The sequence below is a fragment of the Nostoc sp. 'Peltigera membranacea cyanobiont' 210A genome (assembly GCF_002246015.1).
Classification (GTDB): Bacteria; Cyanobacteriota; Cyanobacteriia; order Cyanobacteriales; family Nostocaceae; genus Nostoc.
In genome coordinates, this window is record NZ_NOLJ01000004.1 from 371,117 (window position 1) to 391,118 (window position 20,002).

Sequence of the window (20,002 nt, forward strand, 5' to 3'; positions counted from 1 at the left end):
TCACTTTTCCCTGGCATCTAAAAACTTCAACTGGTGGTATAAACAGCTAATCTGCACTAAATGCACACCTACTGCTTGGGCTTTTCGTAATGGGTTGCCGAAAATTGCTTCTACCTCCAAGGGACGATGTTCGTCGTAGTCAATTTTCATGCTGGGGCGGTAAGGTGTCATTTTGACAGTATAATCGAGCATTGTTTGAATGAAGCGATCGCTAATAATCCGCCCATAACTTTTCGCCCCCGCCGCTACTTCATACATCAACTGTTCAACTAACTTGCTAGTGTACTCATACGCCATTAATTCATCAGTTCTAGCGTTGAGAATCACAGAAAGCCCATTGTACGGGATATTCCACACCAACTTTTTCCAACGTGCTAGTAGTAAATCTTCAGCTAATTCAATTGAGATACCAGCGCTTTCAAAGTCATCAGCAATTTGCTGCATCCTCTCAGTTATCCCACTAGGCTGATAATTAGGGGTATATTCACTGAAGTTAATTTGCCCATAGTCTAGATGGTGTATATGCCCTGGCCCCACTTTGTTAGAACACAAAAAGCACAATCCACCGATAACAGTTACATTACCAACAATTTCAGCGACTTCCTCTTCTACACCAAGTCCATTCTGTAATACCAACACCACCCCATTATCTTTAACTACAGGTGGCAACATCTTTGGTAGTAAATGGTTTTGCGTCGTCTTCAGTGCCACCACTACCACATCGCATTGTGGCATCTTTTCTACGTCGTTGTAGGCGTGGACTTCAGGAAGGGTAAAGTCAGCGTCTTTGGACTCTACCACTAAACCATATTTCTTTACCTGTTCGTAATCACTCTTGAGCAAAAAGTGGACATCCAACCCAGCTTTTTGCAGTCTGGCGCCATAGAATCCACCTAATGCTCCAGTTCCCAGAATGGCATACGTGCGATCGGACATTTCTTTATATAACGGAATTTTCCTAGAAACATCATAAGGCGATGTCTGACGGGAGTAAGCATCTAGGTGTAGTTTATTCAACGCCTGATTTTAAATTTATTTTGTTTAATAAAACTTAAAAGAGGTTTATTATCCTTTAAAATCTTTTGCAGAGATTTAGGTAAGATATATGGCTGATATTGTTGATATTGCAGTTACGGCTGAGTCGTTTAAAACACTTGTGGCGGCTGTACAAGCTGCTGGTTTAGTAGAAACATTAAAAAGTCCTGGCCCGTTCACTGTCTTTGCACCAAATGACGATGCTTTTGCCAAGTTACCAGCGGGAACTATCCAAACTCTGTTACAAAACATTCCCCAGTTGACGCGGATTCTAAAGTATCATGTCGTTCCCGGAAAGCTGCTACAGGCTGATTTGGCACAACTCGGTACGGTTAATTCTGTGGAAGGTTCACCCATTAAAATTCATTCTTCTGATGGTTTTGAAGTTAAAAATGCCACAGTTTTAGCAGCAGATATCGAAGCTGATAATGGTGTGGTACACGTTATCGATACGGTAATTTTACCGGGTTAATTCAGCTAGGGTGGGTGTTTTCCACCCTACTTATCCAAAATCTTTATAATTAACTAACTATTGGTAGTATCAAAAGGCAACTCAATAGTTTAAATTATGTTATATTTGCAATGTGATTACTCACTCATACCTTAATATATATTTCGTTATTTTAAATACAATAAACTAAATTCTTAAAAAGCTAACATCTATCCCAATAAATTAATGCTCGATTTTAACACCCTAGCTGAGTTCTCTCGTGGCAACTGCATAAGTATTTGTGCATTTCTGGTACCAGCGAACTTACTTGTCACAATTTTAACGATGAGCCTGGTGGCGTTACGCCGCCCATCGCATCAAGTGTGGCAATCTGCTGGAATTGCCAGCTTTTTCGCTTCTGTAATGATATTGCACGTATATACTTGGTTCCAGATTGGCGTGGTAATGGCTCCTACTTATATATTGCTGTGGCTAGCAATCACCTGTTTAGTGACTAATTTGGCAGCAATTCTTTTTCAAAGACGCTACAGTAACAGTCCTAGTCTTTTCAACTGAAGTCTATAGGTGATTCACACCTCTCCATTCATGCTCAAGGATGGCATATAGCCAAGAGTCTCGCCATTCTCCCTTAATCCAATGGTGTTCTCGCAAATATCCTTCTTGTTGCATTCCGATTTTTTGCATAACTCGTGCTGAGGCAATGTTTTCTGGGTGACAAGTGGCAAAGATGCGATGTAAGCCTAACTCCTGAAAACCAAATGATACAACTGCTTTTACAGCTTTAGTTGCATATCCTTGTCCCCAAAATTCCTTAGTAAAAGAGTATCCAATAGAGCCTATTTTCTTATTAGTATCCTGAACGGATATGCGACAGATACCAATTAATTGCTTTTGGGGTTTCAAGGTCACTGCTAAGGCAAAATGCTGACGGGGTTCTTTACTTTGCAATGAAATCTCTCTTTGCAAAAAGTTTTTGGTATCTTCTTCACTATTCGGGCCAAAAGTCAAGTAACGCACAACTTCAGCATCAGCAGCGTATTTATGAACCTCTGACCAATCTGATTCTACAAAATCTCGTAGTATGAGACGTTGAGTTTCTAGTGGTATCATTTGGGAAATTCTGCACGTAATTGATTGACAACCCGATCTAGTCCTACAGAATGGGCGGCTTTGAATAATAAACGATCGCCTCCTTGCACAAATGTCTTCAACCTAGCCACCAATTCGGCATGAGTTGCAAAGCATTCCGATGGAATACCCTCGGCACTAAGAGCGATCGCTTCGGCATCTTGTCCATCTACCAAAACCAACAAGCCATCTAAATTCAACTTTCGCACTGTTTCTCCCACTCGCTGGTGCAACTGCTGCGATCGCTCTCCCAATTCTTTCATTGCACCCAACACGGCTATCTTCCGCTTTCCGGGTGTATCTGCCAATAATTGCAATGCTGCAATCATAGCTTCTGGTGCAGCATTATAAGTTTCATCTAAGATTACCACATCGTTGGGTAAGGTAAATCGCTGCGATCGCCCTGTGGGCATATCCACATTCACACCTGCTTTGAGGCTTGCCCAATCGATCCCTAAAACCTTTGCCACCGCTAAAGCTGCCAAGAAATTGGTCGCATTATGACGCCCAGGTAAAGGTAGAGGTAGTTGGATTCCTGCGACTTCCACAGTTTCGTTATCAATTAACTGCCCTTGAATATCCCCGCCAGAAAAGCCGTAAGTCAAAACTTTTCCATGCCAAACTTTCGCTGCTGTAGCCATTAATAGGGGATTGTCGTGGTTGAGAATTGCCACACTATCAGCAGCCATTTCGACTAACAACTCACATTTTGCCTCAGCGATCGCTTCTTCGGAACCTAGTAACTCAATATGCGCCGTTCCCACATTGGTAATTACTCCAATTGTTGGACGCGCTATTTGTGTCAGTTCGGCAATTTGTCCCCTACCGCGCATCGCCATTTCAATCACGGCGTAGTCATGTTCTGCACCAAGTTCTAGCAGAGTTTTCGGAACACCGATTTCGTTGTTGTAATTTCCATAAGTTTTGTGAACTCGTCCCTTTGTTCCTAAAACTGCGGCGATCAATTCTTTGGTTGTAGTTTTACCCACGGAACCCGTTACACCAATTACAGGAATATTAAAGCGATCGCGCCACCATCGGCCAAGTTTTTGATATGCCTTGAGGGTGTCTTTTACTTTTAGTACAGGAAATCCCGGATTTTCGTATTCAAAATCTACAATTGCAGCTATTGCCCCTTTTGCGATCGCAGTTGGCACAAATTCATGTCCATCAAACTTATCGCCTCGGAAAGCGACAAATACTTCACCTGGTTTCAAGCTACGGCTATCTGTTTGGATACCGCTAGTGACTTGTGTTAAAGCAGTTTCAGATAAGTTTACAGAATGGGCCAAAATAACTTCAGCCAGTTGGTTTAGGGTGGCAGAACAACGCATAAGCAATTTACAATTTAAAGTTCAAAATCATAAAATCGAATTATGACATAATATTGTTGAGATGAGATAATTTATACGATCGATGTAGAGACGTTGTAATGCAATATCTCTAATGGATATTGAACGAGCGCAAATAAATAATCAAAGAACAGCAAAAAATAGTGGCAAAGAAGCTCAACTTCCTTGCCACACTTTGTTTATAAGCTACTTATACAGTTTAATCAAGTCAGGACAATGGGCATAACAAGTTATGTTCAATCGCCCTATGCGCGATTTTTAATTAAGATTACTTCCACAATTTGTATTGCTATCTCACTAGAAACCCCTAAAGCTTGATATAAATCATTTAAGAAGTTTTTTTCTTCTTCAGGTATAATACCTTCAGTTAGGACTAAATCGGTGGCTACTGCAAAAGCTGCTTCCCGCAACTCTTGAGATAGAGAATCTTTGGCTGCATTAAACAAAGCATTAAAGCCATCACCCTGGAGAATGCCCAAGATTTTGTCAAACAGCCTGTTCATCATTTCATTGGGATAACTTTTAAAAAGTTTCATCCGAGACAGCACAGAAATGGTAGAATTTGCTTGCTCAACAGAAAGATAACCGTCTGAAGCCGTTGCCGTCAATATAATGACAGCAAAAGCTTCCGCTGGATTGAGTGCTGCTTGGGTTTGGCTTTCTGTACCCAACACAGCGTCGAATAGACCCATTGTAGTAGCTCCTTGGTTAGAGTCCCAATAGCGTTACTTTTACCTGTATGTTTGGTAGATTTACAGGTAAGACTATAACGCTATAAGACTTTCATCCTTTAGTGTTCCCAGGATTTATTCACGGCGAACACTTGTATCCAAAGGTTTTTGGCAGGAACTACATTGCCATCCGTAAACTTAGCGTTCTCCTGTCTTTTCTATTGTCTCAATCACCGCCAAACCTATACCAGAAGCTGCCATTAACAGTACTACTGATATCAAATAGGCGTTGGTCAGCATTCGTAGGGCTTCATCGAAAAAAATATAGGTGGTCATTGCTTCACCTTTCGGAATTTGTGCTGATTGTGCTTTTTATTTCTCCACACCCCGATAGGTGAATTTCGCTGAGAAACTGCTAGCAATTGCATCTTAACAAAACTTTAGCTCTTTCAGAACCCCGCTGAAAATTTTTCTTTCTGAAGATTCTATGAAGTTTATAAAAAAGGGAATGGAGAATGGGGCAAAACAGTTGCGTTAGCAGATAGCTAAGGTTTAGCCCGTGCTGAGTAAAGAAGTGAGATTCCCCACTCAGCACTCACCACTCCTGAAAGGCATTGGGCACGATCGCACTGTTTCAGGTATCGCACAACCATTGTCGGCGATCGCAACCGTACCAACTACACTCCTTAATAAGGAAACACCAACAAAGCTTGCAACCAGTTTGTGAGAAATTTTCATAACTGTATGTCAGCTATAACCGCGTCAGTATTCAGTGTTCCCAAATCTTCGCAGAGAATTTAGGCTATTACCCTTGGTAACTGCGATCGTCAGTATATATATCAGGTATGTCGTGAAATAGGATAAACAAGACAAGCTTAAAGTAAACAGCGTTCAATCGTCGCTACAACTGATTGAGAAAGACTATCAAAGTCGTAACCACCTTCTAAGCCAAATAGAATTTTACGAGTTATCCCCAAACAATAATCAGTAAATAAAGCATAGTCTTCTGGTTGCAAATTGATACTTGCCAAAGGATCTTCCGCATTGGCATCGTAACCAGCACTCACAATTAGTAAATCTGGCTGGAAGTTGGCTAAAAACGGTACTACCTTGTTTTCAAACAGCGGCTGATATACTGTAATATCGCTACCTGGGGGTATAGGCAAATTGAGGATATTATTGTGAAAACCCCGTTCTGTAGCTCTCCCAGTACCGGGATAACACGGGTATTGATGTAACGAGCAATAAGCAATTTGGGGATAAGTTTCTACAATAGACTGAGTACCATTACCATGATGTACATCCCAATCAAGGATGGCGACGCGGTTAATTCCAGGTTGTTCTAAAGCAAATAAAGCGGCGATCGCGGCATTAGAAAATAGACAAAAGCCCATCCCTGCATCACTTTCAGCATGATGTCCTGGGGGACGCGCAAGTACAAAAGCTGGATTAGCCGACCCTAACACAACCTCAACTCCATCCAACCATGCACTGACTGCCAACAATGCCACATCATAACTGCGCGGAGAAACTGGAGTATCTCCATCCAAAGGGCCGCCACCACTAGAAGCGATTTGCCACAGTTTTTTGATGTAGGCTGGGCTATGTGCTCTAACCAACGAAGACATCAGCGATGGCTGTTCTGATGCTGGTGTAGGGAAGTGCCAAGTGATTTGATCTGCAAATGTAGCTGCTTTTAGGGCATTTGCGATCGCACTTAAACGTTCTGGTTTTTCGGGATGGTATTTTCCAGTCTTGTGATCTAAAAATTCGTCGGAATATATGACTGGTAGCATAGGACGAAAAAGGTCGGCAGCAGGACAATGAATGTTATTGTATCCTCACTGGTACAAAGAGTTTTCACTGTACTAGAGCGTTGGTCTGTTTGCTTTCGAGGACTTCTGTTGCTTTCTGTGCAGAAAGTGGGCGGTAGAATAAAAAGCCCTGTACCTCCTCGCAGTTGATAGATTTCAAGAATTCCAATTCCTCTTCTTTTTCCACCCCTTCGGCTGTTAACTTTAATCCCAAGCTGTGTCCCAAGGTAACTATGGCCTGGATAATATGAGCTACTTTGGCATCCTGTGTCAAATATTGAATGAAAGATTTATCTATTTTCAGATTGTGGAGTGGCAAAAGCTGTAGGCGCGAGAGCGAAGAATGACCCGTACCAAAGTCATCAATGGAGATGTAAATACCCATTTGTTTTAGCTCCTCTAACACCCTTCTGGTAAAATCTAAGTCTTCAATCGCTGTGGTTTCCATAATTTCTAATTCTAAAAAGCAGGCTTCCAGACCTGTTTGTTGTAAAATCCTAGCTATAGTTTCTACCAATTTGGGTTGGCGGAACTGCTTCAGAGAAAGATTGACAGCGATCTTAATCGGTGCCAATCCAGCATCTTGCCATGCTTTATTTTGGCTACAGGCCGTCTGTAGAGTCCATTCACCGATGGGGACAATTAATCCACTTTCTTCGACCAGGGGAATGAATACACTGGGGGCGACCAATCCCATCTCTGGGTGCTGCCAACGCAACAGAGCCTCCATACTAGTAATTTCTCCTGTGGCAATGTTCACACGAGGCTGATAGTAAAGCGTAAATTCATTGCGTTCTAGGGCATAGCGCAAGCTCTTTTCTAAAGTCAGGAGTTCAGGATTTTTAGCACTCAGGGAGACACTGTAAAATTGGTAGTTATTCCGCCCTTTGTCTTTGGCGTAGTACAGAGCAGCATCTGCGTGCTGGATTAGTGTTTCGGTGTCAGGGCTGTTGCTATCAAGTAAGGCAATACCGAGGCTAGCAGTTACATAAAGTTCATGCTCTTGGAGATGAAAAGCATCCTCTAAGGCTTGTAAGATTCTCTCTGCCACCAAAGTTACCTCTTCAATATCATTGACTCGTGGGAGTAAAATAGTAAATTCATCGCCTCCCCAACGGGCTACAGTGTCTCCACCTCTGAGTGAGTCTTTTAATCTTTGAGAGACGCTTTGTAACAATTGGTCTCCGAGAGTATGCCCCAGAGTATCATTAATGACCTTGAAGCGATCCAAATCGAGAAAAATCACAGCTAAACTTTCGCCATTGCGAGTGGCGTTGGGCAGAGTTTTACTGAGCAGCTCATTAAATAGTAGACGATTGGGCAACCCTGTCAGCATGTCATGGAGGGCTTGATAACGAATCTTTTCTTCCACTTGCTGACGCTGCCGCGCACCCATAATACTGGCGGCCATGGTCAAAAGAGTAGATTCTTCATGCTTTGACCAATGACGCTCAAAGGTGCAGTCTGCCAAGCCAAGATACCCCCAGAAATCATTATCCAAGCGAAGAGGCACCAAGAGAAGAGATTTAATGCCATCTCGAATCAGGAATTCTTGTTCGGCGACAGGAAATTTTTGAGTGATGCCGTTAATTGACTGGCCGCTAGAGAGAACTGTATACCAACGGGCTAATCCAGAAGCTTGATAAGGCTGATTCTGCCAATGGTGGTGGGTAGATTTAATAGAAGATTGTGTCCATTCAAACCTTAGGCTGACTGCCATTTCCTCTGTAATAGGGTGAAGATGGTTCTGAAAGAGATAGGCACGATCTGCCTTGGCAGCTTCACCCAGTACAGCTAGAGCTAGATCGATACCAGTTTCGTAATTCATTTCTCCCAGCAAATAATTGGCAGCTTCTGCAACTGCTTGTAGCAAGCGATCGCGCTGGCGCAGTTCGGCTGTAGCTTGCTTTTGCTCTGTAATATCTCTAATAATAAAAGTTCTAATTAAATCACTTTCAGGAAGATAGAGTACGGATTGTTCAAAAACTTCTGTGCCTACTTCCACCTCCCGCACAAAAGAATTTTTTTCTAGATTGTTAACTCCAATCAAGAGTCCCGTTAAGATCGGGTGTTCTGTCCCAACTTTCCTAAGATTAGGAAACTTGATAGCTGCGGCTGGATTGAGATATGTAATTCTTCCCTCGAAATCCATCTCAATAATTGGATTGGGGATGAGTTCAGGAAAAGATGCTAGGCGAGCTAGAGCAGACTCACTAGCTGCTTCAAAGCTGGGATCGATGGCTAAGGTTTGAAACGGATTGGCAGGACTGGCTTGCTCTGATAAAAAACCCGATAAGTCTTCAACATCAAAAGATTCAGAAAATGCTTGTTCGGAAATATTGGAAATAGCATAATATTTAGCCTGAGCTTTATTACTGCCAAAAGCAATGATATCTCCATGCCTAAGATTATGAGAAAAGCATTTAGTGCCATTTACAAATAAGCCATTAGTACTTCCTTTCCCCTTATAGTTACCATCAATAATTTGGAAGCCATATTGGTCAGTTTCTGGAACAGTTACTCGCAATAAAATTGCATGTTGCATTGATACCGATCGGGAAGCCAAGACAATAGTGTTTGCAGGATGCCGCCCCAGAGAATAAGTAGTCTCTCGCAAGGGGACAGTTCGCCGCCCTTCCAGGTCTTGGATGACCAACAGATGGCGTATTTTTTCCCGCTCATTTCCTTGCATGGCTGTTCCTCAAATTCTTATATAATTAGTATTTATGTCTTAATCTGAAAAAGACTGCTCCTATAAGTCCAAAATTTCAGGCTGCACTTATGGGAAAATTTGCTCAATCAAGGTTCTCACGAACTGCGTAGGCGAGCATTTACCGCAGGCATCGCAAAATTGGGATGAGGGTGTAGACCAGCCTTTCTCTTCATTGATTGACCGCACTCAGCGCTAACGGAACTCAGCACTCTTCTTTTTATGGAATGAGATGGCTAATTGTTCAATCAGTTTTTGTGGTAGAAATTATAGCTTTTTTCTCTACTCATACATAAGTTATAAAGTTTTTTCCTTCGCCTATATTATCTAACCTTGTCTTTCTTAGGATACCCAGATTGATAATTCAAAATTAAAATTTCAAAATTGTACCCTTACAGGGAAGCAAGCTACGCGTAACGTGATGTTGGGGCAGCCTCTTGTAGAGAAGAGAGTCACATAAGAGGATTTCAAAGCCGACTAAAACTGAACAAAGCCGGGAGCCAATCCGCCTCCGATCTAAGTGTAGATTTTGGCGTTAGTCTCTCTTTGGAGCTATCCATTAGTTACATCTTTCTTAAGATTTATAAAACACCTAATCTCTGACCTCATAAAGTTAGAGACTTTTTATGTCCTATATATAGATTATTAGTCCAATAACTTAGGGATATAAGATATTATGTCGGTTTATCGTAATCTGCAAGAAACTCACTTAAATCGTGCCCGCGCCAGTCTCAGACAAGCGCTTTCTTGGTATGGATATCTTCGTAAGTCAGGACAGCTTTCATCTAACCCAGAATTGGTAGGTTTGATGAAACCAGAATTGGAAGCTTTGAATGCCACACTCAACAAGCTGGATTCAAACGTCATTAGAATTGCTGTCTTTGGTTTGGTGAGTCGGGGAAAGTCAGCAGTTTTAAATGCCTTGTTGGGAGACAAGATTTTGCAAACTGGGCCCCTGAATGGTGTCACTCAATGGCCCCGTTCCGTGCGGTGGCAGCCTAGTGATAAGGTACTAGTAGAGTTAATTGATACCCCTGGATTAGATGAAATTGAGGGGGAGTCACGGGCGGATATGGCACGAGAAGTAGTACATCAGGCAGATTTGATTTTGTTTGTCGTGTCTGGTGATATCACTCGTACTGAGTATCAAGCGCTGCTGCAATTAAGGCGATCGCAAAAACCCCTGATTTTAGTGTTTAACAAAATAGACCTTTACCCAGATACAGACCAAGGAGCAATTTACCAAAATTTACAACAACTGGGTGCCGGACATCCTGAAGCGAAGCCCCTACTACCTGATGAAATTGTGATGGTGGCAGCGGAACCAGCAGCAATGGAAGTCCGGGTTGAATGGCCTGATGGGCGTGTAACTTATGAATGGGAAACACCAGCACCGCAAGTAGACGAACTCAAAGAGATAATTCTGAATATTCTCAATCGGGAAGGGCGATCGCTTCTGGCTTTAAATGCACTCATCCAAGCACGGGATGCAGAAGCCGCGATCGCTCAAAAAACCATCGATTTACGCGAAAAGGAAGCCGAAGAAATTATTTGGCAATTTACCAAATACAAAGCCTTGGCAGTAATGCTCAATCCCATCGCCTTTTTAGATATCCTTGGCGGAACTGTTGCCGATTTAGCTTTAATTCGCGCCCTCGCTAGATTATATGGTTTGCCGATGACTGGCTATGAAGCCGGAAAAATTTTAAAAACGATTTTATTTAGTTCTGGTGGTTTATTACTGGGAGAACTAGGTAGTAGTTTTATTTTGGGTTTAAGTAAAAGTACGGCAGCAATAACCAGTGGTGATAATCCCAGTAATATTACTGCTTTTGCTGGCAGTGCGATCGCTCAAGCTGGTATCGCCGGCTATGGTGCGTACTCTGTTGGCAAAGCCGCTCAAGTGTATCTCGAAAAAGGCTGCACTTGGGGACAATTAGGCGCTAGCAGTGTCATTCAAGAAATTTTATCTCAAGTTGACCAAAATACAATTCTGTATCGTCTGCGACAAGAGTTAGGCATAAAATATTGAGAATAAATAAGATTTATTAAGCCTTTGTTACCGTTTATAAGTGTTTATCAACTTCTATCAAACTCCTCTGACAATTGACTGACATTCCGAATTTGGGATGCAAGATTGAGGGAACAGGTTATAGGAAATAAAACGATTCCCTATTTCCTAATATCTATCTGCGTAAATTAAAGGTGAAACGATCGTGACAACTACCCTAAAATTTGAAACTGCTAAGGCAGCAAATCTTGAAGAAGCCATTACTGAAGCCATTACTGAAGCCCGGACAACTTGTGAGCTTGATGGGAGCGATTCTGCTGGTTGTGCTGTAGCTTGGGACATTGTGGAAGAATTACAAGCTGAGAAAGCTCATCAACAACAAGCAAAACCAAACAAAACCTCTTTGGAAAATTATTGCGATCGCCATCCAGCTTCCGTAGAATGTTTGATCTACGACGTTTAATTTTTCCGTAAATCAGTTGTTGCTGATTGCGTTATTAGCTTAATTGCTTCTAAATTAAGTGGTGGTATTTCACTGTCCATTCCCAACCACAGCAGATATTCGATATTCCCAGCTGGGCCAGTGATCGGCGACCAAGTTAAGCCTTTGTATTTCCATCCTAATTCGTGGGCAGCTTGCAAAACCTGGAAAATGGCATCAGCTTGGTCGTTTGGATCGCGCACAACACCTTTTTTACCCACACGGGATCTGCCGACTTCAAACTGTGGCTTGACTAACAATACAGCTTCTCGGTTAGCTTGAGTTAGTTGCCACAAAGCAGGCAGAATCTTATTTAAAGAAATAAACGATACATCAACCACCGCCAAATCAGGAATCGGGTCATTTGCACCATATAACTCATCTGGTCGCAGTTGCCGTAAATTGGTGCGTTCCCGCAAAATCACCCGCGGATCGTTTCGCAACCGCCAGTCAACTTGTCCGTAACCGACATCAATACCGTAAACTTTTGTTGCTCCAGCTTGCAAGAGACAATCAGTAAAACCACCAGTAGAAATCCCACCATCTAAACAAATTCGCTCTGCTACAGGAATGGCAAATACTGACAAAGCTTTGGAGAGTTTTTCACCGCCTCTAGAAACAAAAGGCGATCGCTCTTTAATATTTATTTGAGCTGCAATATCAACTTCAGTACCAGGTTTATCAACTAATTGCTGATTAACAGTAACTTCTCCCGCCTGAATTAGCCGTTGTGCTAAGGCGCGAGAAGAACATAAATTTAATTCTACTAATAGTGTGTCGAGTCGCTGTTTCGCCAATTAACTAGACTCTCCTGGTAAGATTAAAGCCAAAGCACGATAACTTGAGTAGTTAAAAATAATTAATATACAGCAAAATCCGTGTATTGCCATAGTTCAGCAGGATGGAAACTTAATACAATATCTTCGCGCAAAATACCCGCTTCTAATAATGCCTCTGCAACTGGCTGGGAAGTACCATCATATTGAATCCACACTTTATTATTAATAATATCTATATGTACCACCGAACCGTGTACGCGGCGCACGCCATCCCAACCGATATGTAACACTTCGTAGTGGTCTCGCTCCGAGTCAATGACTGCTTCTGTCTCTATCTGACCGTTAGCAGGCTTGTGACTAGCATAGTCAAATATCAACTGACGAATAATTTCACGATACCGAGCTAGCTTATCCATCTGATAATCCTTTCTAGTTGCGGGCAAAAGCTTGAATAAAGCCCTTCTCAACGTCTAGAGTTCACAAAAAAGCGATCGCTCTTTCCCAATACAGACAAAAGTGCGATCGCTATTTAAGTTTATGTCGGGGCAGACACCTTGCCTGCTTAAAATCTAAATATCTATCTCGCTCAACTCGCGTGTGATGTGATCAAATGGTTCATCCACAAAAGCAGTATTAACCACACCTGCGGCTGCTACTTGTTCCTTAATCAGATCCTTGAGAATTTGGATACCGCGAACTGTAGGCCCAATAGGCACTCCTAGAGAATTGTAAGTTTCCCGTAGCCCTTGTAGCACTCGTTCATCCAATACATTTGTGTTCCCCGCAACTAGCGCATAGGTGGCGTAGCGCAGGTAGTAGTCCATATCCCGTAAACAAGCCGCATAACGACGAGTTGTATAAGAATTTCCACCAGGACGAATCAATTCTGGCAGTTCTTCAAATAACTTTAAACCAGCTTGCTTGACAAGTGCAGCCGCATTAGAATTGATTGCCGCTGCCGCTTGTACTCTTGCTGTACCACTATCAAAGTAAGACTTCAGGCTATCGATCGCATTCCGGTCAAAATACCGACCAGCTAAGTCATAATTCTTAATTAAACTTGTTACCGCATCGCGCATTCCTTCTTCTCCCAATCATTGCTATTTATGGTTTGATATTTATTTGGCTGCACTTATGCACCAGTAAATTTTTGTGCTATTAAAAATAGATTCGGCACAAAAACAATCTATCCACTACATAAGGATTTTATGTCAAAGTTGACCCCTATATGATGAACTTTCCAGTTTTGTACACATGATCGCCGAAAGGTTAATATAACCTGATAATCCAGATATCTGTAGTACAAGCTACAAAATCCGCTAATGTCTAGTATTTAAGATATTTCTGGTGTGTCACGGCCTGATTGAGATCAGCAGGGTTAGGATGCAATGTAAGATTCTGGTTTACTTTAGGAAATTGGTAGAGAAGGAGTAAGAATGACAACACCACAAGAACTCTTGAAGAGAATTCAAGATGAAAAAATTCAGCTAATTGATCTCAAATTCATCGATACAGTAGGGACTTGGCAGCACCTCACACTGTACCAAAACCAAATCGATGAGACTGCATTCACTGATGGCGTGCCTTTTGATGGTTCCAGCATCCGGGGTTGGAAAGCGATCAACGAATCGGACATGACGATGGTACTCGACCCCAACACTGCTTGGTTCGACCCATTCATGAAAGAGCCAACGCTAAGTATAATTTGTAGTATTAAAGACCCCCGCACGGGTGAACCCTACAACCGTTGCCCACGCGTTATTGCCCAAAAAGCAATAGATTACTTGGTTTCCAGTGGCATTGGTGATACAGCCTTCTTTGGCCCTGAAGCTGAGTTCTTTATCTTTGATAATGCTAGGTTTGCCCAAACTGCTAACGAAGGCTACTACTTCTTAGACTCCGAAGAAGGTGCTTGGAATTCCGGTAAAGCCGGTACAGATGAAAAACCCAACTTGGGTTACAAACCACGCTTCAAAGAAGGTTACTTCCCAGTCGCACCAACGGATTCTTTCCAAGATATCCGTACAGAGATGCTGTTGACAATGGCAGAATTAGGTGTGCCCATTGAAAAGCATCACCATGAAGTTGCTACTGGTGGTCAGTGCGAACTAGGTTTCCGTTTTGGTAAGTTGATCGAAGCGGCTGACTGGTTGATGATTTACAAATATGTCATCAAGAATGTTGCCAAGAAATACGGCAAAACCGTCACCTTCATGCCAAAACCGATTTTTGGCGATAACGGTTCGGGAATGCACTGTCACCAGTCCATCTGGAGAGACGGCCAACCTCTGTTTGCAGGTGATAAGTATGCCGGTTTGAGCGATATGGCATTGTACTATATTGGTGGTCTTCTCAAACACGCACCAGCGCTGTTGGCAATTACCAACCCTAGCACCAACTCATACAAGCGCTTAGTGCCTGGTTATGAAGCTCCTGTTAACTTGGCTTACTCCGAAGGAAACCGTTCTGCTTCTATCCGTATTCCTCTATCTGGTAAGAACCCCAAAGCAAAACGTTTGGAATTCCGTTGTCCAGATGCTACATCTAACCCCTACTTGGCATTTGCTGCAATGCTTTGTGCTGGTATCGATGGCATCAAGAACAAAATCCATCCTGGTGAACCTTTAGATAAGAATATCTATGAACTCTCTCCAGAGGAGCTTGCAAAGGTTCCCTCAACTCCAAGTTCTTTAGAACTGGCATTGCAAGCACTAGAAAACGATCACGCTTTCTTGACAGAATCAGGCGTATTCACGGAAGACTTTATCGAAAATTGGATTGACTACAAGCTTAACGAAGCCAAGCAGTTGCAACTGCGTCCTCATCCCTACGAGTTTTACCTCTACTACGATGCTTAATTAAGAGTCGTATCTAACTAAAAAGTAATAGGTTTTGCCACCCTAAAGTAGAGGGTGGCTTTTTTTTTTCAGATTTATCAGTTCAGACATTCACTCAAAAAATCCAACTTATGACTCCTGAAACTTAGCTCATAGAAGCATGGCTGGGGCCATAAATCATCCGACTGCTAGCATCTACCTTCCCTTGAATTGGGTTCCAGTAGTGAGATACTTCTTCCGGAAGACCTAGTTCTTGTGCCGCACGCATCAGCATTGATTGTTGGCGATTCTTGACTTGTTGATGTTCACGCACCATTAATGCACGAGATTTATCTGCAATAGACATAACCATAGTCCTCTCTATTTCGTGAATATATAATTTTTCTTTTCTTACAAAACTAATATAACAAAAATTCTGTAACATAAGCTACTTTTTACAAAAATTTATATTTTATTTGCCTACAATTTTCCGGCTTTGGGGGAAAATCTCTCCAATCCACTTTTGATAGCTAAAATCATCTAGCTTCAGATTGGTCTGACCTCAAAAACACACTTTACCCAAGACTGAACATTTATTCGTTACTTTTATTTACACTTAAGTTCAACTCAAGTGATTAATTCTTGTAACTTTTACTCTTTTTTTCGCTGGAGCGGCACAAATACAGCACTCGCAAAAATTAAGTTACTATCAAATAAAGATTTACAAAAATTTACATAATTTATGACAGTTACTTACCCGCGTAAATTTCAGAATGTTTTGAGTGCCAGAGATGTATTAAAACGGGTGGTATGCGATCGCGAAATCCATCTGATTACTCTCAATCGCTATCGTTACAGCGAACAACGCAGTTGCAAAGACCTCACAGAGCTAATTGAACAACTAAATGGACAGCCGCGAGAACTAGTGCGGGATTTGTCTCATCACATCTCAGATGAAGCTCGTCATGCCATGTGGCTAACTGACTTGTTGATTGATTTGGGAGCAGATATTAGTAAGCCGCCCGGTTCTTCATATATCAATGAATTTGAACGCCTACTCGATAGCGAACAACAAGATCCAGTCCAATACCTCGAAAATTTTGTGATTTCTTCCCTTGCCGCAATTAACGTCACCGAAAAGCGGGGTTGTGAGTATTTCTCTGCCCACATTCACGCGCTTAAACAAGCACCGCAGACAGAAGAAAACATCAAGATTCGGGAAACGATTGAAAAAATTCTCCCAGAGGAAGCAGGACACGTCCGCTGGGGTAATCGCTGGCTAGGAGAGATTGCGCGTAAAAGTCCAGAACATCAGCAAAAGGTAGAGCAAGCCAAGCGAAAATATACCGCAATCGAACAAGCCGCGTTTGAATCGGGAATGGATATCACCTTGGGTGCAGAACTACGACGAGTTGCCAACCTGATGGAAGTGGCAAATACCATGCCGCTTTGGCAACGTCCTCAATACCTGATGGAACGCTTACCCCAGACTTTGCTAGCACCTGAATTGCAATTTACTAGGATTCAGGCTGCACAAAAGGCTTGGCAGCGAGATCCACAGACGTTTATCGAGAAGTTTGTGCCAATGTTCCTCAACGGCATCCAGGGAAGAGAAAATAACCGCAAGAAAACAACGGTGTAAAAGGGCATTGGGCACAAGAGGCAGAGGTGCCAAGGGGCAGAGGGGATAAAACTTACTGAAACTTCTACTTGGTCACTGAGCGCAGCCTCTCGTAGAGAAGTGCTGCTCCCCACTCCCTTTTCTTTAAGTAAAATTCATCTAAAAAGACCAAATGCAAAACTTTGCATCTGGCCTTGGGTGTAAAATAGTTAAAAAGACTAAGATGATCTGGCAGATCCTTCTTAACACTTATTTTGTTGGGAGCCATCTACGAGGAGAACGAACCAAGGAGCAAAAGTAGGTAAAGAATAGTAGATTTGTTAGCAAGTGCAATAAACCTATACTACTTATGTGAATCCATACGCTAGATAAGCAAGAAATGAAACGAAAGGGATTTTATGCTTCGGCAAAGGACGCTAAACAGATGTCAGAGCGAAGATCGGTTACTTGCTTATGTAGATAATCAGCTACTGAATGTATGAGAAGAAAATCTATTGGGGAATAAAGTGATGGGGAATAAAGTGAAGTTGCCTTAAGACTATTTCCTCAAAAAGCAAAATGTCTGAATTAGATAGATGTACTTTAGATTAACTGATAGCCTAAGTAACATCTATTTCTAGAGCCGTTGAGGATTGAGATGCAAAGCTTTCCACCGAATATGAGCAACAGTTGTAGAGCTTTTGAGGAGTTGGGAATGCTATCGATCAAAGCACTTAATTTGATTTGCGTTTTGATCGGCAGGATTGAGACCAACTATTATATATACAAAGTTTGCAGTTGAAATACTAAGCGATCGCTGAAGACTTTCGTGTGTCAACTGTATATATCTCTGCCAGAAAAGGTGTGTAAGAGATGTTAGCACAACATCCTGTTTTCTGGTAATTCTGTTCCTTTGGGAAAAGATGTATTACCCTACAGTAGTTAAACCACAGCATAGATATTTCGGACTTTTTGTGTCACTTCTCTGCGCCCACTACCGCGATGACGTGGCGCATCATCTGAAGCTTGTTCAGATGCCGCCGAGAGCCACTGTTCCGAAGTAGGCGTGGAAGGCAGCTCTGTTGATAAGTGATTGACCATTGCTTGGCAGTTAAAAGCTAAGGGGCCGAACACCAGACTCGATACTAAAAGTGAAATGGCAGCACGCATAGCAAATGTCTATTTGGGAACTCTCCACTTCACTGATACTTAGCTTTTTGATTAATATCCGGACAATTCATCAAAAAGTATTCTGTTTTACTGAAAATAAACTCTTCTTACCCTCCGTTTAAATGTTCGACTAATAACCAATTGCCAGAGTGATTGTAACGGCCCCACAATGTAACTAATTGTTCGTGGGGATAAGCGCGTAATTGCTCGTCGATATGCGATCGCAAAGTCACAAGCTGCCAGCTTTGCCCTTGATATGTGGCTGGTGCTGTGACAGTGAATCTATATTCCTGCTGTTCCAAGCGGTAAAAGATGCCTTTGAAACAGTTACTTTCCTGAATTAATGCCTTGTCAAAAGTAGAGTCAGGGCAATCGCCACTAACTGGATAGGCTTGTGGGTTATCTAAGTAATACAGTTGCCAGTGCCGCCAATCCGAACGATTGGCGGGAAGATTAAACAAAGGAATAATTAGCGCTTTTGAGCGATTATCTTCTAATAAAGCCGTTTGCAGCTTTCTAATAGGTAAATCCCTCGGCTGGCAGTTTAATTCAACACATATCGCCGCCGCCATCCCTGCTGCTTGGCCAATTCCCATAACCACAGGTTGTAATCTGGTAGCGCCATTAGCAATGTGGGAGACAGAAATATTCTTCTCACAGACCAAGAAACCATCTGTTGTAGCTGGAATTAGACTACTGTAGGGAATTGTAAAAGGAGTTCCAGTCCAACGTCCTCCCCAGCGGATAGATTTAGGTTGCAGTGAGAATTGAACACCAGGATAATGATGGTCATTGGCGTAGTTACCAACTGCGATTGCATCATTAAATATAGATGCAACTCTACCTTTTGCGATCGGCAAAATATCCTGTTCTCGAACAGTAGTTAGCCCCACCAAGCGGCGGCTTTCCCGATAATAAGGATGCAGTGCAAAAGCTGTAGAGGCGTGAGGAAATACTTTTTCTGCTAAACCATAGCGACGACCAAGCTGTTTTTGGATGAAATGGGCAAAATTGTGGCTATGCCAGCGAGATTCTTGGATGAATTCCCCCCTGGATACATCTGACTCTATCAACCGCCCTACCCCTTCGCCGTAGTCATTGCCACAGATTGGCCAATTCATCATAAACAGGCCACCGGGCAAACGTCCATAATTTAAAAATGTCTCGGCTCCATAGCCATCCCAAGCACCTGTAAACTGCGATGGATTATAGTTAGGCGCAGCCAGAATCTCTGGTGCGTAGGCGTAGCCCGTCGTAGACATCGCTTCACCAAAGTCCTGCATAATCACTACATAAGTGGGCGCTTGCACAGGATATGTTTGGGTTAAAGAGTTAAAAGCCACTGGGGCGCTGGGTTCTCCCCACTCAGATTGCAATTCCCAACCCCAACGGTAAGGGATGTCAGCTAAAGCTAATAAATCTCCTAACTCTGTACCGTCAAGAATAATCTTGGCTGTGACAGCAAAATCAGCAAAGCGCACACCAGTAATCGAATCACCTTGTCGGAAGACTTCTAAAGGTACTTGTCCCGAAATCCAGTGCAAATTGGGCAATTCCTGCACCCAATCGGCAAAAATCTCTGCCCCAATCCGGGGATCGTAACTAAAAAAGCTTACCCAACTGTTATCTAATCCTCCAGGCTGTCGTTGTCGCAATTCCTGCAAGAACGCACCCCATAACCCCGTTTGAAAGGATTCTAATTCATTGCCATCGGGTACAGACACTCCAGCCGAAGTTAGCATTCCTCCCAACCAAGGAAATTCACTCACCAAAATGGTTTTGGCTCCCCGTCGCGCCGCTTGGATAGCAGCCGCAGTCGCTCCAGTTCCTCCACCAACAACTAAGACATCAGCTGTATATGTCTGATGAACCATGACCAAATCCTCTACCAGGGTTAGCTATCTAGCTGATTTCGGTTGATCCTTGGCTCTACTTTTATCAGCTGAGTTTATAATTCACCTCTAGAAATCAGCTTTTGTCAAGT

20 protein-coding genes are annotated in these 20,002 nt (G+C 42.5%); 7 read left to right on the forward strand and 13 right to left on the reverse strand.

Features of this window, described 5'->3' with window-relative positions:
• A complete protein-coding gene (locus CDG76_RS14605; protein WP_094349710.1) occupies nt 1-936 on the reverse strand; it encodes a putative 2-dehydropantoate 2-reductase in 936 nt (311 codons plus the stop codon).
• A 169-nt stretch (nt 937-1,105) separates the two neighbouring features.
• Here CDG76_RS14605 and CDG76_RS14610 point away from each other — a divergent pair, with 169 nt between their 5' ends.
• Both CDG76_RS14610 and CDG76_RS14615 read left to right on the forward strand, forming a co-directional pair.
• The gene (locus tag CDG76_RS14610; RefSeq protein WP_094349711.1) at nt 1,106-1,507 is read left to right on the forward strand and encodes a fasciclin domain-containing protein; all 402 of its coding nucleotides are present in this window, start codon (nt 1,106-1,108) and stop codon (nt 1,505-1,507) included.
• Between the two features lie 204 nt (nt 1,508-1,711).
• Entirely contained in the window at nt 1,712-2,041 is a 330-nt protein-coding gene (locus CDG76_RS14615; RefSeq protein ID WP_094349712.1) for a hypothetical protein, read from the forward strand.
• A gap of 3 nt (nt 2,042-2,044) precedes the next feature.
• On the opposite strand, the gene CDG76_RS14620 is transcribed toward CDG76_RS14615, so the two are convergent.
• From CDG76_RS14620 to CDG76_RS37305, 4 genes are all read right to left on the reverse strand, one after another.
• Nucleotides 2,045-2,596 (reverse strand): GNAT family N-acetyltransferase, encoded by a 552-nt coding sequence (locus CDG76_RS14620; RefSeq protein ID WP_094349713.1) that lies wholly within the window; start codon nt 2,594-2,596, stop codon nt 2,045-2,047.
• Nucleotides 2,593-3,948 carry a UDP-N-acetylmuramoyl-tripeptide--D-alanyl-D-alanine ligase gene (locus CDG76_RS14625; RefSeq protein WP_094349714.1) on the reverse strand — a complete coding sequence of 452 codons (1,356 nt, stop codon included), beginning with the start codon at nt 3,946-3,948 and terminating at the stop codon, nt 2,593-2,595. The genes CDG76_RS14620 and CDG76_RS14625 overlap by 4 nt, the downstream gene beginning before the upstream one ends.
• A gap of 263 nt (nt 3,949-4,211) precedes the next feature.
• Complete coding sequence (locus tag CDG76_RS14630; protein WP_094349715.1) at nt 4,212-4,658, reverse strand: tellurite resistance TerB family protein; 447 nt, start codon at nt 4,656-4,658, stop codon at nt 4,212-4,214.
• 177 nt (nt 4,659-4,835) lie between these two features.
• A complete protein-coding gene (locus CDG76_RS37305; RefSeq protein WP_190240853.1) occupies nt 4,836-4,973 on the reverse strand; it encodes a hypothetical protein in 138 nt (45 codons plus the stop codon).
• A gap of 223 nt (nt 4,974-5,196) precedes the next feature.
• On the opposite strand from CDG76_RS37305, the gene CDG76_RS37310 reads away from it, so the two are divergent.
• Entirely contained in the window at nt 5,197-5,364 is a 168-nt protein-coding gene (locus CDG76_RS37310; RefSeq protein ID WP_190240854.1) for a hypothetical protein, read from the forward strand.
• 148 nt (nt 5,365-5,512) lie between these two features.
• Here CDG76_RS37310 and CDG76_RS14635 read toward each other — a convergent pair whose 3' ends face one another.
• Nucleotides 5,513-6,433 (reverse strand): histone deacetylase family protein, encoded by a 921-nt coding sequence (locus tag CDG76_RS14635; RefSeq protein ID WP_094349716.1) that lies wholly within the window; start codon nt 6,431-6,433, stop codon nt 5,513-5,515.
• A 64-nt stretch (nt 6,434-6,497) separates the two neighbouring features.
• The gene (locus CDG76_RS14640) at nt 6,498-9,143 is read right to left on the reverse strand and encodes an EAL domain-containing protein (protein ID WP_094349717.1); all 2,646 of its coding nucleotides are present in this window, start codon (nt 9,141-9,143) and stop codon (nt 6,498-6,500) included.
• 694 nt (nt 9,144-9,837) lie between these two features.
• Here CDG76_RS14640 and CDG76_RS14645 point away from each other — a divergent pair.
• The gene (locus tag CDG76_RS14645) at nt 9,838-11,193 is read left to right on the forward strand and encodes a GTP-binding protein (protein ID WP_094349718.1); all 1,356 of its coding nucleotides are present in this window, start codon (nt 9,838-9,840) and stop codon (nt 11,191-11,193) included.
• A 184-nt stretch (nt 11,194-11,377) separates the two neighbouring features.
• A complete protein-coding gene (locus CDG76_RS14650; RefSeq protein WP_094349719.1) occupies nt 11,378-11,635 on the forward strand; it encodes a Calvin cycle protein CP12 in 258 nt (85 codons plus the stop codon).
• On the opposite strand, the gene CDG76_RS14655 is transcribed toward CDG76_RS14650, so the two are convergent.
• The 3 genes from CDG76_RS14655 to apcB all read right to left on the reverse strand — a co-directional run bounded on the left by CDG76_RS14655 (nt 11,632) and on the right by apcB (nt 13,511).
• Nucleotides 11,632-12,450 (reverse strand): TlyA family RNA methyltransferase, encoded by an 819-nt coding sequence (locus CDG76_RS14655; RefSeq protein WP_094349720.1) that lies wholly within the window; start codon nt 12,448-12,450, stop codon nt 11,632-11,634. The genes CDG76_RS14650 and CDG76_RS14655 overlap by 4 nt on opposite strands.
• 62 nt (nt 12,451-12,512) lie before the next feature.
• The gene (locus CDG76_RS14660) at nt 12,513-12,848 is read right to left on the reverse strand and encodes a XisI protein (RefSeq protein WP_094349721.1); all 336 of its coding nucleotides are present in this window, start codon (nt 12,846-12,848) and stop codon (nt 12,513-12,515) included.
• Between the two features lie 153 nt (nt 12,849-13,001).
• Nucleotides 13,002-13,511, reverse strand: coding sequence for an allophycocyanin subunit beta (apcB, locus tag CDG76_RS14665; RefSeq protein WP_094349722.1), 510 nt, complete (start codon nt 13,509-13,511; stop codon nt 13,002-13,004).
• A 357-nt stretch (nt 13,512-13,868) separates the two neighbouring features.
• Here apcB and glnA point away from each other — a divergent pair, with 357 nt between their 5' ends.
• Entirely contained in the window at nt 13,869-15,290 is a 1,422-nt protein-coding gene (gene glnA, locus CDG76_RS14670) for a type I glutamate--ammonia ligase (RefSeq protein ID WP_094349723.1), read from the forward strand.
• Nucleotides 15,291-15,414: 124 nt separating this feature from the next.
• On the opposite strand, the gene CDG76_RS14675 is transcribed toward glnA, so the two are convergent.
• Nucleotides 15,415-15,615 (reverse strand): hypothetical protein, encoded by a 201-nt coding sequence (locus CDG76_RS14675; RefSeq protein ID WP_012411649.1) that lies wholly within the window; start codon nt 15,613-15,615, stop codon nt 15,415-15,417.
• Nucleotides 15,616-15,990: 375 nt separating this feature from the next.
• Between CDG76_RS14675 and CDG76_RS14680 the strand changes: the two genes are divergently transcribed.
• A complete protein-coding gene (locus CDG76_RS14680) occupies nt 15,991-16,890 on the forward strand; it encodes a ferritin-like domain-containing protein (protein ID WP_094349724.1) in 900 nt (299 codons plus the stop codon).
• Nucleotides 16,891-17,790: 900 nt separating this feature from the next.
• Here CDG76_RS14680 and patX read toward each other — a convergent pair.
• Together patX and CDG76_RS14690 are read right to left on the reverse strand one after the other, a co-directional pair.
• On the reverse strand, nt 17,791-18,018 hold the full coding sequence (gene patX, locus CDG76_RS14685) for a heterocyst-inhibiting protein PatX (RefSeq protein WP_094349725.1): 228 nt from the start codon (nt 18,016-18,018) through the stop codon (nt 17,791-17,793).
• 107 nt (nt 18,019-18,125) lie between these two features.
• Entirely contained in the window at nt 18,126-19,892 is a 1,767-nt protein-coding gene (locus CDG76_RS14690; RefSeq protein WP_094349726.1) for an FAD-dependent oxidoreductase, read from the reverse strand.
• Nucleotides 19,893-20,002: the final 110 nt, after the last annotated feature.

Excerpts from the sequence above, each read along its gene's own strand:
- CDG76_RS14605 (WP_094349710.1), bottom strand. The coding sequence starts at position 936 with ATGTCCGATCGCACGTATGCCATTCTGGGAACTGGAGCATTAGGTGGA.
- CDG76_RS14610 (WP_094349711.1), top strand. The coding sequence starts at position 1,106 with ATGGCTGATATTGTTGATATTGCAGTTACGGCTGAGTCGTTTAAAACA.
- CDG76_RS14615 (WP_094349712.1), top strand. The coding sequence starts at position 1,712 with ATGCTCGATTTTAACACCCTAGCTGAGTTCTCTCGTGGCAACTGCATA.
- CDG76_RS14620 (WP_094349713.1), bottom strand. The coding sequence starts at position 2,596 with ATGATACCACTAGAAACTCAACGTCTCATACTACGAGATTTTGTAGAA.
- CDG76_RS14625 (WP_094349714.1), bottom strand. The coding sequence starts at position 3,948 with ATGCGTTGTTCTGCCACCCTAAACCAACTGGCTGAAGTTATTTTGGCC.
- CDG76_RS14630 (WP_094349715.1), bottom strand. The coding sequence starts at position 4,658 with ATGGGTCTATTCGACGCTGTGTTGGGTACAGAAAGCCAAACCCAAGCA.
- CDG76_RS37305 (WP_190240853.1), bottom strand. The coding sequence starts at position 4,973 with ATGACCACCTATATTTTTTTCGATGAAGCCCTACGAATGCTGACCAAC.
- CDG76_RS14635 (WP_094349716.1), bottom strand. The coding sequence starts at position 6,433 with ATGCTACCAGTCATATATTCCGACGAATTTTTAGATCACAAGACTGGA.
- CDG76_RS14640 (WP_094349717.1), bottom strand. The coding sequence starts at position 9,143 with ATGCAAGGAAATGAGCGGGAAAAAATACGCCATCTGTTGGTCATCCAA.
- CDG76_RS14645 (WP_094349718.1), top strand. The coding sequence starts at position 9,838 with ATGTCGGTTTATCGTAATCTGCAAGAAACTCACTTAAATCGTGCCCGC.
- CDG76_RS14660 (WP_094349721.1), bottom strand. The coding sequence starts at position 12,848 with ATGGATAAGCTAGCTCGGTATCGTGAAATTATTCGTCAGTTGATATTT.
- apcB (WP_094349722.1), bottom strand. The coding sequence starts at position 13,511 with ATGCGCGATGCGGTAACAAGTTTAATTAAGAATTATGACTTAGCTGGT.
- glnA (WP_094349723.1), top strand. The coding sequence starts at position 13,869 with ATGACAACACCACAAGAACTCTTGAAGAGAATTCAAGATGAAAAAATT.
- CDG76_RS14675 (WP_012411649.1), bottom strand. The coding sequence starts at position 15,615 with ATGTCTATTGCAGATAAATCTCGTGCATTAATGGTGCGTGAACATCAA.
- CDG76_RS14680 (WP_094349724.1), top strand. The coding sequence starts at position 15,991 with ATGACAGTTACTTACCCGCGTAAATTTCAGAATGTTTTGAGTGCCAGA.
- patX (WP_094349725.1), bottom strand. The coding sequence starts at position 18,018 with ATGCGTGCTGCCATTTCACTTTTAGTATCGAGTCTGGTGTTCGGCCCC.
- CDG76_RS14690 (WP_094349726.1), bottom strand. The coding sequence starts at position 19,892 with ATGGTTCATCAGACATATACAGCTGATGTCTTAGTTGTTGGTGGAGGA.